Source organism: Streptomyces sp. NPDC097107 (assembly GCF_044762405.1).
In the GTDB taxonomy this organism is placed as follows: domain Bacteria; phylum Actinomycetota; class Actinomycetes; order Streptomycetales; family Streptomycetaceae; genus Streptomyces; species Streptomyces thinghirensis.
On the sequence record NZ_JBIWEF010000010.1, the window covers coordinates 87,425 to 103,380 of the forward strand.

Here is a 15,956-nt window from a genome sequence, read left to right on the forward strand (position 1 = left end):
CCCCCCTTCAGTAAGCCTGTGCACGGTCCGGCAACGTCATGGGTTTGTCACAACACGAACCGTTCACCGCCGGGCACGGGCGGTCACGGCGGCGGCGCGCGCAGGGCGCACGTGTTCACCCCCGTGCCCCCGATTGCCTCCCCACGGGAGGGGAACATGCGGGATCATGTCAGGCATGACCGAGGTGTCCTCGCTCACGGGGCGGCTGCTCGTGGCAACGCCCGCCCTGGCGGACCCGAACTTCGAGCGTGCGGTGGTGCTCCTTCTCGACCACGACGAGGAGGGTTCCCTCGGCGTCGTCCTCAACCGTCCCACGCCGGTCGGCGTGGGCGACATCCTGGAGGGCTGGGCGGACCTGACCGGCGAACCCGGCGTCGTCTTCCAGGGCGGCCCGGTGTCGCTCGACTCGGCGCTGGGCGTGGCCGTCGTCCCCGGCGGGGCGTCCGGCGAGCGGGCGCCGCTGGGCTGGCGCCGGGTGCACGGCGCGATCGGGCTGGTGGACCTGGAGGCGCCGCCGGAGCTGCTGGCGCCCGCCGTGGGCGCCCTGCGGATCTTCGCCGGGTACGCGGGCTGGGGCCCCGGTCAGCTGGAGGACGAGCTGTCGGAGGGTGCCTGGTACGTGGTGGAGTCCGAGCCCGGCGACGTGTCCTGCCCGGTGCCCGAGAGGCTCTGGCGCGAGGTGCTGCGCCGCCAGCGGGGCGACCTGGCGATGGTGGCGACGTACCCGGACGACCCCTCGCTCAACTGATCTCCCGGCCGGAGCGTGTGAGCTTCGATACCCGGGCTTTCAGTACCCTGGCATGCATGAGCACTCTCGAGCCCGAGCGCGGGACTGGTACGGGGACCCTCGTAGAGCCGACACCGCAGACCTCCCACGGTGACGGTGACCACGAGCGCTTCGCCCATTACGTCCAGAAGGACAAGATCATGGCGAGCGCCCTCGACGGCACCCCCGTCGTGGCGCTGTGCGGCAAGGTCTGGGTACCGGGCCGCGACCCGAAGAAGTACCCGGTCTGCCCCATGTGCAAGGAGATCTACGAGTCCATGAGCGGCGGCGGAGACGAGGGCAAGGGCGGCAAGGGCGGCGACAAGAAGTAGCAGCCCTTCCGGCCGAGTTCTTCCGAAGGCCCCCGGAGTGTGCCCGCGCGCACTCCGGGGGCCTTCGCGTTGTCACGAAGTGGTTGAGACCTCTTGTGGACATGTTCATGTACTCCATAACCTCCTGGGTGTTGTGCAGAGCGAAACTGTCATTGCGTATGTTGCAACGCACGCCCGGAGGAACACTCCATGAAGCTCGCCCCCCGCCTGGCCGTATTGCTGGCCGCCGCCGTCGTCACCGCGACCGCCTGCGCCCCCCAGACGTCCGACAACTCCTCCTCCGGCAAGGACGAGAAGAGCGGCACGCTACGGGTCTGGCTCTTCCAGGAGGTCAACACCAAGCCGAAGGAGAAGGTCGTCGACGCGGTCCTGGCCGACTTCGAGAAGGCGCACGAGGGCACCGAGGTCGACGTCGAGTACATCCCCGTCGAGACCCGCGCCCAGCGCATCAAGGCCGCCTTCAACGACCCCGACAGTGCCCCCGACGTCATCGAGTACGGCAACACCGACACCGCCGGCTACGTCAAGGACGGCGGGCTGATGGACGTCACCGAGGACTTCGGGGCCTGGGACGAGGCCAAGGACGCCGACCCCACCGCCCGGCAGTCCGTCACCGTGGACGGCAAGATCTACGGCGCCCCCTACTTCGTCGGCGTCCGCGCCCTGTACTACCGGACCGACGTCTTCGACGAACTCGGCATCGAGGCCCCCGAATCGCTGGACGAACTGGCGTCCACCGCGAGGAAGGTCCGCGCCGCGAAGCCCGACCTCTACGGCATCGCGGTCGGCGGCGCCTACACCTACGGCGCGATGCCCTTCCTCTGGGCGGGCGGCGGCGAACTCGCCACCGGCAAGGGCGGCTCGTACGCCTCGGCGATCGACAGCGCCGCAGCCCGGAAGGGCATCAAGGCGTACACGTCCCTCTTCGGCGACGACAACTGCCCCGCCGCGAAGTGCGCCGGCATGGGGGGCAACGACACCGTCACCGCGTTCGCCTCCGGCAAGGCGGCCATGGCGATCGGCGGCGACTTCAGCCGCCAGGCCGTGGAGGCCGGGAAGGTGAAGGGCAAGTACGCGGTCGTGCCGCTGCCGGGCGTGGAGCCGGGCTCGATCGCCCCGGCCTTCGCGGGCGGCAACAACATCGGCGTCCTGAAGAGCACGTCGCACCGCACCCTCGCCGTCGACCTGATGAAGCGGCTCGCGTCGAAGCAGGCGCAGGGCCAGATGTTCGAGGCGATGGGCTTCCTGCCGACCTTCACGGACGTACGGCAGCGGGTCGCGGCCGAGGAGCCGTTCGTGAAGCCGTTCGTCGACACCCTCGCCGCGGGCACGAAGTTCGTGCCGGCCTCGGCGGCGTGGGCGGCCATCGACTCGTCGCAGGTGCTGCCGACGATGTTCCAGGAGGTGGTCAGCGGCAAGAAGGACGTGGGCGCTGCCGCCGGGGACGCGGCTCGGAAGATGGACGACGCGTTCGGCTCCGCCGGGTGAGGGCGGTGCTCAGTGGCTCGGGGGGTGCGGTGCGTTCGCGGCCGCGGGGCCGTGGTGGCTGGTCGCGCCGTTCCCCGCGCCCCTTCGGGCGCTCCTCCAGTGTTCCTTGGCTGTATCTCGCGCCCGCTCTCGTTGTCCTCGGTGGGTTGCTGGTCTACCCCGTCTATCAGCTTGGGCTGATCTCCTTCCTGGAGTACACGCAGGCCCAGGTGTCCGGTGGGGAGCCGACCACCTTCCAAGGGTTCGGGAACTACGCCGAGTTGTTCGGGGACGGTCAGTTCTGGCGGGTGCTGCTCGCCACCGTCGTGTTCGCGGCGGCCTGTGTGGTGTCGACGCTGGCCGTCGGGTGTGCGCTCGCCGTGCTGCTCACTCGGGTGCGTGCCCTGCCCCGGCTCGCGCTGATGATGGCCGCCCTCGGAGCCTGGGCGACCCCGGCGGTCACCGGGTCGACGGTGTGGCTGCTGCTGTTCGACCCGGACTTCGGGCCGGTCAACCGGATGCTGGGCCTCGGCGACCACTCCTGGACGTACGGGCGCTTCAGCGCCTTCGCGCTCGTCCTGCTCGAAGTGGTCTGGTGCTCCTTCCCGTTCGTCATGGTCACCGTCTACGCCGGGATCCGCGCCGTGCCGGCCGAGGTGCTGGAGGCCGCCGCTCTGGACGGCGCCTCGCAGTGGCGCATCTGGCGGTCGGTGCTCGCCCCGATGCTCCGGCCGATCCTGGTCGTCGTCACCATCCAGTCGGTCATCTGGGACTTCAAGGTCTTCACCCAGATCTACGTCATGACCAACGGAGGCGGCATCGCCGGCCAGAACCTCGTCCTCAACGTCTACGCCTACCAGAAGGCGTTCGCGTCCTCGCAGTACAGCCTCGGCTCGGCGATCGGCGTCGTGATGCTGCTGATCCTGCTCGCCGTGACGCTGGTCTACCTGCGGCTGCTGCGCCGCCAAGGGGAGGAGCTGTGAATCTTCCGCGCGCGCGTGTGCGCCGTCCGTGGCGGCTGGCGGCCGAGGCCTCGGCACTGCTGATCGCGGTCGTGGTGGCCTTCCCGCTGTACTGGATGGTGCTGAGTGCCTTCAAACCGGCCGGGGAGATCGAGTCGAGCGAGCCGCGTCCGTGGACCCTGGCGCCTTCGCTCGATTCCTTCCGGCGGGTCTTCGGGCAGCAGGAATTCGGTCGCTACTTTCTCAACAGCCTGCTCGTGGCGGGCACCGTCGTGATCGCCTCGGCACTGATCGCGTTCCTCGCGGCGACCGCGGTGACGCGTTTCCGGTTCCGTTTCCGGACCACCCTGCTGATCATGTTCCTGGTGGCCCAGATGGTGCCCGTGGAGGCGCTCACCATCCCGCTGTTCTTCCTCATGCGGGACTTCGGCCAGCTGAACACGCTGGGGTCGCTGATCCTGCCCCACATCGCCTTCTCGCTGCCGTTCGCGATCTGGATGCTGCGAGGGTTCGTGAAAGCCGTGCCGGAGGCCCTGGAGGAGGCCGCCTACATCGACGGGGCGAGCCGGGCCCGGTTCCTGTGGCAGATCCTCTTCCCGCTGGTCTTCCCGGGGCTGGTGGCCACCAGCGTCTTCTCCTTCATCTCGACCTGGAACGACTTCCTGTTCGCCAAGTCGTTCATCATCAGCGACACCTCCCAGTCGACGCTGCCGATGGCGCTGCTGGTCTTCTACAAGCCGGACGACCCCGACTGGGGCGGTGTGATGGCCGCGTCCACGGTGATGACGATTCCGGTGCTGGTCTTCTTCGTACTCGTGCAACGACGACTCGTCTCCGGCCTCGGCGGAGCGGTGAAGGACTGACGTGACAGACGTGATTCCCCAGCCACGGCAAGTGACCGACCACGAGAACGACTTCTTCGGGCTCGGCCCGGACACCAAGATGGTGGCGGACGGCGGTACGGAGCACACCGAGCGCTGGCTGCGCGCCACGCTGGGCGCCGCGACCGGCCTGCCGCTCGCGCCCGGGCCGGGGGGCGACGACGTCGTCCGCCTGTCCCTCGACGGTGAGCTGGACGCCGAGGGATACCGCCTCGTCGTCGAACCGACGGGCGTGCACCTGACGGGCGGTGGTCCGGACGGCCTCTTCTGGGGCGCTCAGACGCTCCGGCAACTGCTCGGCCCGGACGCCTTCCGGCGCGCGCCCCTGCCCGACCGCCGGTGGCGGCTGCCGCTGGTCCGCATCGAGGACGCGCCCCGCTTCCGCTGGCGCGGCCTGATGCTGGACGTCGCCCGGCACTTCATGCCCAAGGAAGGCGTCCTGCGTTACCTGGACCTGATGGCCGCCCACAAACTCAACGTCCTGCACTTCCATCTGACCGACGACCAGGGCTGGCGCGTGGAGGTCAAACGCCGTCCGAAGCTCACCGGGACCGGCTCCTGGCGGGCGCGCACCAAATACGGCCACCGCGCCTCGCCGCTCTGGGAGGACAAACCCCACGGCGGTTTCTACACCCAGGACGACATCCGGGAGATCGTCGCCTACGCCGCCGAGCGGCACATCACCGTCGTCCCCGAAATCGACGTACCCGGACACTCGCAGGCCGCCATCGCCGCGTATCCGGAACTCGGCAACACCGACGTGATCGACACCACCGCCCTCTCCGTCTGGGACACCTGGGGTGTCTCCCCGAACGTACTCGCCCCCACCGAGAACACACTGCGCTTCTACGAGGGCGTGTTCGAGGAACTCCTGGAGCTTTTCCCCTCGGAGTTCATCCACATCGGCGGCGACGAATGCCCCAAGGACCAGTGGCGGCGCTCGGCCACCGCGCAGGCGCGCATCGAGGAACTCGCCCTCGCCGACGAGGACGAACTCCAGGCCTGGTTCATCCAGCACTTCGACACCTGGCTCGCCGAACGCGGACGGCGGCTCATCGGCTGGGACGAGATCCTGGAGGGAGGACTGGCCAAGGGCGCGGCCGTGTCCTCCTGGCGCGGGTACGCCGGCGGGGTCGCCGCCGCGCGCGCGGGACACGACGTCGTCATGTGCCCCGAGCAGCAGGTGTACCTGGATCACCGGCAGCACGCGGGCGAGGACGAACCCGTGCCGATCGGCTTCGTGCGCACCCTGGAGGACGTCTACCGGTTCGAGCCGGTGCCCGCGGAGCTGACGCCGGACGAGTCCGGACACGTGCTCGGCACCCAGGCGAACGTGTGGACCGAGGTGATGGAGAACCAGGCGCGCGTGGACTACCAGACGTTCCCGAGGCTCGCCGCGTTCGCCGAGGTCGCCTGGAGTGCCCTGCCCGCCCCGGCCGACCGGGACTTCGCCGGCTTCGAGCGCCGGATGACCGCCCACTACCGGCGACTTGACGCCCTGGGCGTCGGCTACCGGCCGCCCGGGGGTCCGCTGCCCTGGCAGCGGCGGCCCGGTGTGCTCGGCCGGCCGATCGACGGACCGCCGCCGGACAAGTAAGGCGGGCAGACAAGGCGGACAGGCAAGGCGGGCAGACAAGGCGGACAGACAACGAGCAGCCAAGACGCACAGCCAAGACGCACAAGTAGGGCGCACAAGTAAGGAGAAAGCCCCGAAACGCCACAGAGGAGTGGCAACTCGCGCTCATCGCGCTCACGTCTGATTGTCGGCTGATTGACGGAGATCCGGTGTGAAATCAGACCATCTCGCCGACGAGGTGGGCGAATGCCTCCTAGCGGACCCCCGCGTTCGGGCCCTGCAAAGATGTGCCAGAGTTGCCACGTCCGCCCTGTGAGGTCGTACCGTACGGCCACATGGGCGGGACCAGGTGGGACAGCGGGAAGGGGCAGTCGGTTTGACCACGCACGCACCGCAGGCGGCGCAGGCCGTCACGCTGCCCACGACACTGGACGAGGCCGTGGCGGCACTGGCCGCCATGCCCGCCGCCGTTCCGGTCGCGGGCGGCACCGACCTGATGACCGCCGTCAACTCCGGCCAGCTCAGGCCCGCCGCGCTGGTGGGCCTCGGCCGGATCAGCGAGATCCGCGGCTGGCAGTACCAGGACGGTCACGCGCTGCTGGGCGCGGGACTCACCCACGCCCGCATGGGCCGCCCCGACTTCGCCGCGCTCATCCCGGCGCTCGCCGCCGCCGCGCGCGCCGCCGGGCCCCCGCAGATCCGCAACGCGGGCACCCTGGGCGGCAACATCGCCTCGGCCGCCCCCACCGGCGACGCGCTGCCGGTGCTGGCCGCGCTGGAGGCGACGCTGATCATCGCGGGCCCGGACGGGGCCCGCCGCGAAATGCCGGTGTCGCACCTGCTGGCCGGCATGGAGATGCTCCGCGCGGGCGAACTCATCGGCTACGTGCGCGTGCCGCTGCTGCACGCGCCGCAGGTCTTCCTGAAGGCGACCGGCCGGACCGGCCCGGGCCGCGCGATGGCCTCCGTGTCGCTGGTGCTCGACCCCGCCCGGCGCGGGGTGCGGTGCGCCGTCGGCGCCATCGCGCCGATGCCGCTGCGCCCCCTGGAGGCCGAGCAGTGGGTGGCCTCCCTCATCGACTGGGACAACGGCCGCGCGATCGTCCCGGAGGCGCTGAGCGCCTTCGGCGAGTACGTCGCCGCCGCCTGCATCCCCGACGCGGCCCCGGCCGAGGACGGCTCCGTACCGCAGCTCCCGCCGGCCGTACTGCACCTGCGGCGCACCGTCGCCGCGCTGGCCCGACGAGCACTGGGGAGGGCGCTGTCGTGACCGACGACCAGCACGACGACCGGCACGGCGATCAGTACGGCGATCAGTACGGCGATCAGTACGGCGATCAGTACGGAGGGGGCGCACCCCCGAGCGGCGGACGCTGGGACCCGCTGCCCCAGGGCGACTACGACGACGGCGCCACCGCCTTCGTGAAGCTTCCCGAGGGCGGCGTGGACGCGCTCCTCGCCTCCGCCGACAGCCCGCTCGCCGCACCCGGGCACGGCTATGTGCCGCCGCAGATCACCGTCGCGCCCGCCACCACGGCCGGCACCGACCCGGCGGCCACCGGCACCTGGGCGGTGCCGGCCGCACCCGTGGACGGCACGCAGTGGCACGTCCCGGACGCGGGGCGGGAGCCCGCCGCTCACCAGGGGTATGCCGAGTACCCGCAGCAGGACCCGTACGGCGGGAGCGCGCCGTACGACACGAACGCGCCGTACGACGTGCACGCCGGGCAGGGCGACCGGTTCACGTACCGGCCCGGGACAACCGGCCAGTGGGACTTCTCCGAGGCCGCGGCCACGGCCTCCGGCGGCACCGCGCCCGAGCCGGATGCCGCGTCCGGCCAGGACATGGCCGGCCAGGACGTGACCGGGCAGGACGTGACCGGGCAGTGGTCCATTCCCGTCGCCGACGGCGACCTGCCGGACGAGTCGGGCGAATTCACCCAGTCGACCCTGGCTGAGCAGTGGGGTGGCACCGCACCGGCCACCCTGCCCGGCGGCGCCCCCGCGCCCTGGGCGACCCAGCCGGCCGGACAGCCTTGGGGCGATCGCGCGGCCGAGGCCGCACCGGGCGGCGTGGAACGGCCGTCCGAAGCGGCCACCTCCGCACCCGGGGGGCCCGAGCCGGCGGCGGGTCCGTACGTCGCGCCCGCGGAACCCACCGCGGAGGCAGGGCCCTCGGCATCGGCGGCCGCCGGGACGGTGGCCGGCGAGCCGGCGACCGACGAGCCCCAGGGTGCCGAGGAGGCCTTCGAGGGGCCCGTAGAGCCCCCCGCGGGCACCGGCGAGGACGTGGCGGCGGAATCCGGCCCGGAGGCCGCCGAGGGGCCCGTGACGGGCCCGGCGCCGACCGCCGCGCAGGAGCGCGAGCCGGAGCCCGGGCAGGAGCGGGAGCCGGAGCCCGGGCAGGAGCGGGAGCCGGGGCAGGAGCAGGAGGGGCCGGGGCAGGAGGGGCCGGGGCAGGAGCAGGAGTACGGGCAGGAGCGTGAGCGGGACCCGGAGGCGGAGCCCCGCACCGCCCCCCGGACCGAGAGCCACCCGGCCGCCTCCGAGACCGACCCGGCCGTCTCCGCCTCCGAGACCGACCCGGCCGCCGAGACCGACCCGGCCTCCGAGACCGCCCCGGCCGCCCTGGCCGCCGCGGCCGACCCGGCCGCCTCTCAGGAGCGGGCCCCAGCCGGACCGCACGAGGAACACCCCCTCGCCTCCTACGTGCTGCGCGTCAACGGCGCCGACCGGCCCGTCACCGACGCCTGGATCGGCGAGTCGCTGCTGTACGTGCTGCGTGAGCGGCTCGGCCTCGCGGGCGCCAAGGACGGCTGCTCGCAGGGCGAGTGCGGCGCCTGCAACGTGCAGGTCGACGGCCGGCTGGTCGCCTCCTGCCTGGTCCCGGCCGTCACCAGTGCCGGCAGCGAGGTGCGTACGGTCGAGGGCCTCGCCGCCGACGGACGGCCGTCGGACGTGCAGCGGGCGCTCGCCCGGCGCGGCGCGGTGCAGTGCGGATTCTGCGTGCCCGGCATGGCGATGACCCTGCACAACCTCCTCGAGGGCAACCCGGCGCCGACCGAACTGGAGGCCCGGCAGGCCCTGTGCGGCAACCTCTGCCGCTGCTCCGGCTACCGGGGCGTCCTGGAGGCGGTGAAGGAGGTCGTCGCCGAGCGCGAGGCGCACGCCACCGCCGACGCGGCCGGGACGCCGGACGCCGACGAGCCCCGCATCCCGCACCAGGCGGGTCCGGGCGCGGGCGGCGTCAACCCGTCGGCGTTCGAGCCCCAGGGACCGCCGGGCACACCGGACGCCCCGGGACCGCACGACCAGCCCTACGGTGAGAACGGCCAGGACGGAGGCCACGCGTGAGCAACGACGCCGGGACTGCGGAGGCCGCGGGAACCGATGAGGCGACCCCCGTCGCCGAGCCGATCCCGCACGGCCTCGGGGCGTCCCTGCCGCCCGCCGACGCCCGCGCCAAGACGGAGGGCACCTTCCCGTACGCCGCCGACCTGTGGGCCGAGGGCCTGCTGTGGGCTGCCGTCCTGCGCTCGCCGCACCCGCACGCGCGCATCGTGTCCATCGACACCACCCACGCGCGCGAGATGCCCGGCGTACGGGCGGTCGTCACGCACGAGGACGTACCCGGCGCCCCGCTGCACGGACGCGGCGGCCGGGCCGACCGCCCGGTGTTCGCCTCCGAGGCCGTACGCCACCACGGCGAGCCCATCGCCGCCGTCGCCGCCGACCACCCGGACACCGCGCGGATGGCCGCCGCCGCCGTCATCGTCGAGTACGAGGTGCTCGACCCGGTGACCGACCCGGAGCAGGCCTTCGAGGCCGAACCGCTGCACCCCGACGGCAACCTGATCCGGCACATCCCGCTGCGCCACGGCCACCCGGACGCGACCGGTGAGGTCGTCGTCGAGGGCCTGTACCGCATCGGCCGCCAGGACCCGGCGCCCATCGGCGCCGAGGCGGGCCTCGCGGTGCCGCGCCCGGACGGCGGCGTGGAGCTGTACCTGGCCTCCACCGATCCGCACGCCGACCGCGACACGGCCGCGTCCTGCTACGGCCTGTCACCCGATCAGGTGAAGATCGTCGTCACCGGGGTGCCCGGTGCCACCGCCGACCGCGAGGACCAGGGCTTCCAGCTGCCGCTCGGCCTGCTGGCGCTGAAGACCGGCTGCCCGGTGAAACTGACCGCCACGCGCGAGGAGTCCTTCCTGGGCCACGTCCACCGGCACCCCACCCTCCTGCGCTACCGCCACCACGCGGACGCCGAGGGCCGGGTGGTGAAGGTCGAGGCGCAGATCCTGCTCGACGCGGGCGCCTACGCCGACACCTCCTCGGACGCCCTGGCCGCCGCGGTGGCGTTCGCCTGCGGCCCCTACGTCGTCCCCAACGCCTTCATCGAGGGCTGGGCCGTACGCACCAACAACCCGCCCTCCGGCCATGTGCGCGGCGAGGGCGCCATGCAGGTGTGCGCCGCGTACGAGGCGCAGATGGACAAGGTCGCCAGGAAGCTCGGCCTGGACCCGGCCGAGGTGCGGCTGCGCAACGCCCTGGCCACGGGCGACGTGCTCCCCACCGGCCAGACGGTCACGTGCCCCGCCCCCGTCGCCGAACTGCTCCAGGCGGTCCGCGACTTCCCGCTCCCCGCGCTGCCCAAGGACACGCCCGAGGACGAGTGGCTGCTGCCCGGCGGCCCCGAGGGCGCGGGTGAGCCGGGCGCGGTGCGCCGGGGCGTGGGCTACGGCATCGGCATGGTGCACATGCTGGGCGCCGAGGGCGCCGACGAGGTCTCCACGGCCACCGTGAAGGTCCAGGACGGCGTGGCGACGGTGCTGTGCGCGGCGGTCGAGACCGGCCAGGGCTTCACCACCCTGGCCCGGCAGATCGTCCAGGACACCCTCGGCGTCGACGAGGTGCAGGTGGCGCCCGTCGACACCGACCAGCCCCCGGCCGGCCCGGGCTGCCGGGGCCGCCACACCTGGGTGTCGGGCGGCGCGGTGGAACGGGCGGCCAAGATGGTCCGCACCCAGCTTCTCCAGCCCCTCGCGCACCAGTTCGGAATGTCGACCGAGCTGCTCCAGATCGCCGACGGCAAGATCACCTCCTACGACGGCGTGCTGTCGACGACGGTCGCCGAGGCACTGGACGGCAAGGAACTGTGGGCCACCGCCCAGTGCCGCCCGCACCCGACCGAGCCGCTGGACGAGGCGGGCCAGGGCGACGCCTTCGTCGGCATGGCCTTCTGCGCGATCCGCGCGGTGGTGGACGTCGACATCGAGATCGGCTCGGTACGGGTCGTTGAACTGGCCGTCGCGCAGGACGTGGGCCGCGTGCTGAACCCGGCCCAGCTGACCGCCCGGATCGAGGCGGGCGTGACCCAGGGCGTGGGCATCGCGCTGACGGAGAACCTCCGCACCCCGCGCGGCCTGATCCGCCACCCGGACCTCACCGGCTACGCCCTCCCCACCGCGCTCGACACCCCGGACATCCGGATCGTGAAGCTCGTCGAGGAACGCGACGTGGTCGCCCCCTTCGGCGCGAAGGCGGTCAGCGCGGCACCGGTGGTGGCGTCCCCGGCGGCCGTCGCCTCCGCCGTGCGCGCGGCCACGGGACGCCCGGTGAACCGCCTCCCGATACGCCCGCAGGCCGCGGTGGTCACCGCCTGACCGGGGGTGGGCGCCCTCGTGGTCGGGGGCGTTGTCAGTGGTGGCACGTAGGCTGCGAAGCGGTGGGGACGACTGCCGCTCCCACCGGCTACGGTTCGGTCGCGCACACACTCGGGGGAGACGATGCACGGGGTCACCACGGACATGACGACGCGGGCGCCGGCGCGGGTGCCGCCGGGGCGCGAGACGCCGCTGTTGTGGACGTCGGCGGCGGTGATCGGCTGCCTGCTCCTGTCCGCGGGCCGCCGCACGGTCTCCGGTCTCGCCCTGGACCTGTCCTACCGTCTGCTGGCCCGTGAGTTCGGCCGGGGCCGCGTGGCCCGCTTCGAGGACATCGACTTCCCACCGGCCCTCACCCACGAGCCCACCCGCCGCTTCCTGCGCGAGACGGGCCTGCCGGAGAACGGGTTCCCGCTCGGGACGGACGACGACGGGATACCGCTGCCGACCCTGGCGGAGCACTACGGGCACGCGGTCCCGGCCGAGGCGGCGGGCCAGCTGGTCCGGCTCGGCCGACTGCCCGACGGCAGCGACGTGGTCGTGGACGGCCCGACGGGTACGGTCCTGACCTGGCACCCGGCCGACGCGAGCCTGCGCCCCCTCACCCCGGACGTCTCGACCCTCGTCCTCACGCTGTGTCTGCTGCGCCGCGCGGCAGCACCCGAGGCCGAGGCGGGATCCGCACCCGCGCAACCCCGCGGCGGAGCACGCTGACGCGAGGCCGGTCGTACGACCAAGGTCCCGGTCCCGTACCGCCTCCCGACAGGGGTCAAAGCGGTTTGCGGCCCTTACTCTGGCGACCATGACCGTCCCTGAACCGCGCGGCACCGAGGTCGCCGACACCCCCGTCCCCGGCCCGAAGGCCGACCGCACCGCGCCCGCCGCCGAGACCGTGCTGAGCCGCGCCTACCGGGCGCTGAGCGTCGGCATCGTCTCCGTCATCGTCCTGATCGCCTTCGAGGCGACGGCGGTGGGGACGGCGATGCCGGTGGCGGCGCGGGAGCTGGAGGGGGTGTCGCTGTACGCGTTCGCGTTCTCGGGGTACTTCACGACGAGCCTGTTCGGGATGGTGCTCTCGGGTCAGTGGTCGGACCGGCGGGGGCCGCTGGCACCGCTGACCGCCGGCATCGCCGCCTTCGCGGCCGGGCTGGTGCTGTCCGGGACGGCCGGCGCGATGTGGCTGTTCATCCTCGGGCGGGCCGTGCAGGGGCTCGGCGGCGGGCTGGTGATCGTCGCGCTGTACGTCGTCGTCGGGCGGGCCTACCCCGAGCGGCTGCGGCCCGCGATCATGGCGGCGTTCGCGGCCGGCTGGGTCGTCCCGTCGATCGTCGGCCCGCTCGCCTCCGGCGCGGTGACCGAGCACCTTGGCTGGCGCTGGGTGTTCGTCGGCATCCCGGTGCTGGTCGTGCTCCCGCTGGCGCTCGCGCTGCCGCAGATACGCAGCCGGGCGGCCGGGCCGGTGGGCGGGGCGGAGGCACCGGCCTCCTCCGACCGCCGCCGCATCCGCCTCGCCCTCGCCATCTCGCTCGGCGCCGGCCTGCTCCAGTACGCCGCCCAGGACCTGCGCCCGGCATCGCTGCTGCCCGGCGCGCTGGGCGTGGCGCTGCTCGTCCCGGCCGTCCTCGGGCTGCTGCCGCGCGGCACCTACCGGGCGGTGCGCGGGCTGCCCTCCGTCGTGCTGCTGCGCGGCGTCGCCGCGGGCGCCTTCATCGCCGCGGAGTCCTTCGTCCCGCTGATGCTGGTCACGCAGCGCGGGCTCAGCCCCACGATGGCCGGGTTCTCGCTGGCCGCGGGCGGGGCCACCTGGGCCCTGGGCTCCTGGTTCCAGTCCCGGCCGCGCCTCGAACCCCACCGCGAGCGGCTGATGGCCCTCGGGATGGTCCTGGTCGCGGCGGCCATCGCCACGGCGCCCAGTGTGCTGATCGACGCCGTGCCCGCCTGGACGGTGGCCGTCGCCTGGGGCTTCGGCTGCTTCGGCATGGGCCTGGTGATCTCCTCGACCAGCGTGCTCCTGCTCAGGCTCTCCGCACCCGAGGAGGCCGGCACCAACTCCGCCGCCCTCCAGATCTCCGACGGCCTCTCCAACGTCATCCTGCTGTCGGTCGGCGGAGCGGCCTTCGCCGCCCTCGGCGGCGGCACGGTCAGCCACGCGGCCACGGAGGCGACCGGCTCCCACCCGGCTGCCTTCGCGGCGGTGTTCCTGCCGATGGCGGCGGTGGCGCTGGTGGGGGCGTGGGTGGCCACGCGGGTGCGGGAGCGGTGAACGGATGAACCGGGCCACGCGGTTGGCGGGGCGGCTGCGACAGCTGTGACCTCCGTCCCACCCGGGGGTGACCAGCCCGGGTGCGCGCGCTGATCGCGTCGGGGCGCCGGTAGGGTGGCCCGGTTGTCATACGTGGCCGAGCCGATCTACCCCCTTCGGAGACCGTGACTACCACCGCCAGCTCCAGCACCTCGCACCACCTGTCCCCGGCCTTCCCCGGCCGCGCCCCGTGGGGCACCGCCGGCAAGCTGCGGGCCTGGCAGGAAGGGGCGATGGAGAAGTACCTCCAGGAGCAGCCCCGGGACTTCCTGGCGGTCGCCACCCCCGGTGCCGGCAAGACCACCTTCGCCCTGACGCTCGCGTCCTGGCTGCTGCACCACCACGTCGTGCAGCAGGTGACCGTCGTCGCGCCGACCGAGCACCTGAAGAAGCAGTGGGCCGAGGCCGCGGCCCGGATAGGGATCAAGCTCGACCCCGAGTACAGCGCGGGCCCGCTCAGCCGCGAGTACCACGGCATCGCCATCACCTACGCGGGCGTCGGCGTCCGCCCCATGCTGCACCGCAACCGCGTCGAGCAGCGCAAGACCCTCGTCATCCTCGACGAGATCCACCACGCCGGTGACTCCAAGTCCTGGGGCGAGGCCTGCCTGGAGGCGTTCGAGCCGGCCACCCGCCGACTCGCGCTGACCGGTACGCCGTTCCGCTCCGACACCAACCCGATCCCCTTCGTCACGTACGAGGAGGGCAACGACGGCATCCGGCGCTCCGCCGCCGACTACACCTACGGATACGGCTCCGCGCTCGCCGACGGCGTCGTGCGCCCGGTCATCTTCATGAGCTACAGCGGCAACATGCGCTGGCGGACGAAGGCGGGCGACGAGATCGCCGCGCGGCTGGGCGAGCCGATGACCAAGGACGCGGTCAGCCAGGCCTGGCGCACCGCCCTCGATCCGCGCGGCGAGTGGATGCCCGCCGTGCTGCGCGCCGCCGACCAGCGGCTCACCGAGGTCCGCAAGGCCATCCCGGACGCGGGCGCCCTCGTGATCGCCGCCGACCAGGACTCCGCCCGCGCCTACGCCAAGCTGATCCGCGAGATCACCGGCAGCAGGGCCACCGTCGTCCTGTCCGACGACACCGGCGCCTCCAAGAACATCGATGACTTCAGCGGCAGCACCGACCGGTGGATGGTCGCCGTCCGCATGGTGTCCGAGGGCGTCGACGTCCCCCGCCTCGCGGTGGGCGTCTACGCCACGACCATCTCCACCCCCCTCTTCTTCGCCCAGGCCGTAGGCCGCTTCGTACGCTCCAGGCGCCGCGGCGAGACCGCCTCCGTCTTCCTCCCCACCGTGCCCGACCTGCTCACCTTCGCCAACGAGATGGAGCGCGAGCGCGACCACGTCCTCGACAAGCCCAAGAAGGAGGGCGAGGAGGACCCCTACGCCGAGTCCGAGAAGGAGATGGACGAGGCCAACCGGGAGCAGGACGAGGACACCGGTGAGCAGGAGCAGTTCTCCTTCGAGGCGCTGGAGTCCGAGGCCACCTTCGACCGGGTCATGTACAACGGCGCCGAGTTCGGCATGCAGGCCCACCCGGGGAGCGAGGAGGAGCAGGACTACCTCGGCATCCCGGGACTGCTGGAGCCCGACCAGGTGCAGCTCCTGCTCCAGAAGCGGCAGGCCCGGCAGATCGCGCACAGCCGCAAGAAGCCCGACGACGAGGCCGACCTGCTCGAACTGCCCGCCGAACGGCGCCCGGTGGTCTCGCACAAGGAACTGATGGAGCTGCGCAAGCAGCTCAACACGATGGTCGGCGCCTACGTCCACCAGAGCGGCAAACCGCACGGCGTGATCCACACCGAACTGCGCCGCGTGTGCGGCGGCCCGCCCAGCGCCGAGGCCACCGGCGGACAGCTGCGCCAGCGCATCGCCAAGGTGCAGGAGTGGGCCACCCGCATGAAGTGACGGGCGGGGCGTGGGCGCCGCCCGCGTGCGCTGTACGTATCGGGACAAACACAGGTAGTCCCTACCGGTCGCCGCCCGGATT

Annotated in this window: 12 protein-coding genes; all 12 read left to right on the top strand. The window is 72.8% G+C overall.

The features are described 5' to 3' along the window. The first annotated feature begins 175 nt into the window (after positions 1 to 175). The 12 genes from ACIQ1J_RS24005 (at position 176) to ACIQ1J_RS24060 (ending at position 15,874) form a co-directional block, all read left to right on the top strand. A complete protein-coding gene (locus ACIQ1J_RS24005; RefSeq protein ID WP_210960737.1) occupies positions 176 to 748 on the top strand; it encodes a YqgE/AlgH family protein in 573 nt (190 codons plus the stop codon). A gap of 56 nt (positions 749 to 804) precedes the next feature. After that, positions 805 to 1,098 (top strand): DUF3039 domain-containing protein, encoded by a 294-nt coding sequence (locus ACIQ1J_RS24010; RefSeq protein ID WP_055417189.1) that lies wholly within the window; start codon positions 805 to 807, stop codon positions 1,096 to 1,098. A 189-nt stretch (positions 1,099 to 1,287) separates the two neighbouring features. Then, on the top strand, positions 1,288 to 2,586 hold the full coding sequence (locus ACIQ1J_RS24015) for an extracellular solute-binding protein (protein WP_403559851.1): 1,299 nt from the start codon (positions 1,288 to 1,290) through the stop codon (positions 2,584 to 2,586). Continuing rightward, a complete protein-coding gene (locus tag ACIQ1J_RS24020) occupies positions 2,583 to 3,548 on the top strand; it encodes a carbohydrate ABC transporter permease (protein ID WP_403559853.1) in 966 nt (321 codons plus the stop codon). Before ACIQ1J_RS24015 ends, ACIQ1J_RS24020 begins: the two co-directional genes overlap by 4 nt. Next, positions 3,545 to 4,390 carry a carbohydrate ABC transporter permease gene (locus ACIQ1J_RS24025; protein WP_121747240.1) on the top strand — a complete coding sequence of 282 codons (846 nt, stop codon included), beginning with the start codon at positions 3,545 to 3,547 and terminating at the stop codon, positions 4,388 to 4,390. Before ACIQ1J_RS24020 ends, ACIQ1J_RS24025 begins: the two co-directional genes overlap by 4 nt. 1 nt (position 4,391) lies before the next feature. Then, the gene (locus tag ACIQ1J_RS24030; protein WP_403559856.1) at positions 4,392 to 6,005 is read left to right on the top strand and encodes a beta-N-acetylhexosaminidase; all 1,614 of its coding nucleotides are present in this window, start codon (positions 4,392 to 4,394) and stop codon (positions 6,003 to 6,005) included. Positions 6,006 to 6,360: 355 nt separating this feature from the next. Continuing rightward, complete coding sequence (locus ACIQ1J_RS24035; protein ID WP_121747238.1) at positions 6,361 to 7,254, top strand: xanthine dehydrogenase family protein subunit M; 894 nt, start codon at positions 6,361 to 6,363, stop codon at positions 7,252 to 7,254. Beyond that, positions 7,251 to 9,338, top strand: coding sequence for a 2Fe-2S iron-sulfur cluster-binding protein (locus ACIQ1J_RS24040; protein ID WP_403559858.1), 2,088 nt, complete (start codon positions 7,251 to 7,253; stop codon positions 9,336 to 9,338). Before ACIQ1J_RS24035 ends, ACIQ1J_RS24040 begins: the two co-directional genes overlap by 4 nt. Beyond that, a complete protein-coding gene (locus ACIQ1J_RS24045; protein WP_403559860.1) occupies positions 9,335 to 11,650 on the top strand; it encodes a xanthine dehydrogenase family protein molybdopterin-binding subunit in 2,316 nt (771 codons plus the stop codon). The genes ACIQ1J_RS24040 and ACIQ1J_RS24045 overlap by 4 nt, the downstream gene beginning before the upstream one ends. Positions 11,651 to 11,773: 123 nt before the next feature. Continuing rightward, positions 11,774 to 12,364, top strand: a complete 591-nt coding sequence (locus ACIQ1J_RS24050) for an SUKH-4 family immunity protein (protein WP_403559862.1) — start codon at positions 11,774 to 11,776, stop codon at positions 12,362 to 12,364. An 88-nt stretch (positions 12,365 to 12,452) separates the two neighbouring features. Further along, positions 12,453 to 13,913 carry an MFS transporter gene (locus ACIQ1J_RS24055; protein WP_403559864.1) on the top strand — a complete coding sequence of 487 codons (1,461 nt, stop codon included), beginning with the start codon at positions 12,453 to 12,455 and terminating at the stop codon, positions 13,911 to 13,913. 164 nt (positions 13,914 to 14,077) lie between these two features. Beyond that, positions 14,078 to 15,874 carry a DEAD/DEAH box helicase gene (locus tag ACIQ1J_RS24060; RefSeq protein WP_403559866.1) on the top strand — a complete coding sequence of 599 codons (1,797 nt, stop codon included), beginning with the start codon at positions 14,078 to 14,080 and terminating at the stop codon, positions 15,872 to 15,874. Positions 15,875 to 15,956 lie beyond the last annotated feature (82 nt).

Coding starts and splice junctions, on each gene's coding strand:
- ACIQ1J_RS24005 (WP_210960737.1), top strand. CDS start 176: ATGACCGAGGTGTCCTCGCTCACGGGGCGGCTGCTCGTGGCAACGCCC.
- ACIQ1J_RS24010 (WP_055417189.1), top strand. CDS start 805: ATGAGCACTCTCGAGCCCGAGCGCGGGACTGGTACGGGGACCCTCGTA.
- ACIQ1J_RS24015 (WP_403559851.1), top strand. CDS start 1,288: ATGAAGCTCGCCCCCCGCCTGGCCGTATTGCTGGCCGCCGCCGTCGTC.
- ACIQ1J_RS24050 (WP_403559862.1), top strand. CDS start 11,774: ATGCACGGGGTCACCACGGACATGACGACGCGGGCGCCGGCGCGGGTG.
- ACIQ1J_RS24055 (WP_403559864.1), top strand. CDS start 12,453: ATGACCGTCCCTGAACCGCGCGGCACCGAGGTCGCCGACACCCCCGTC.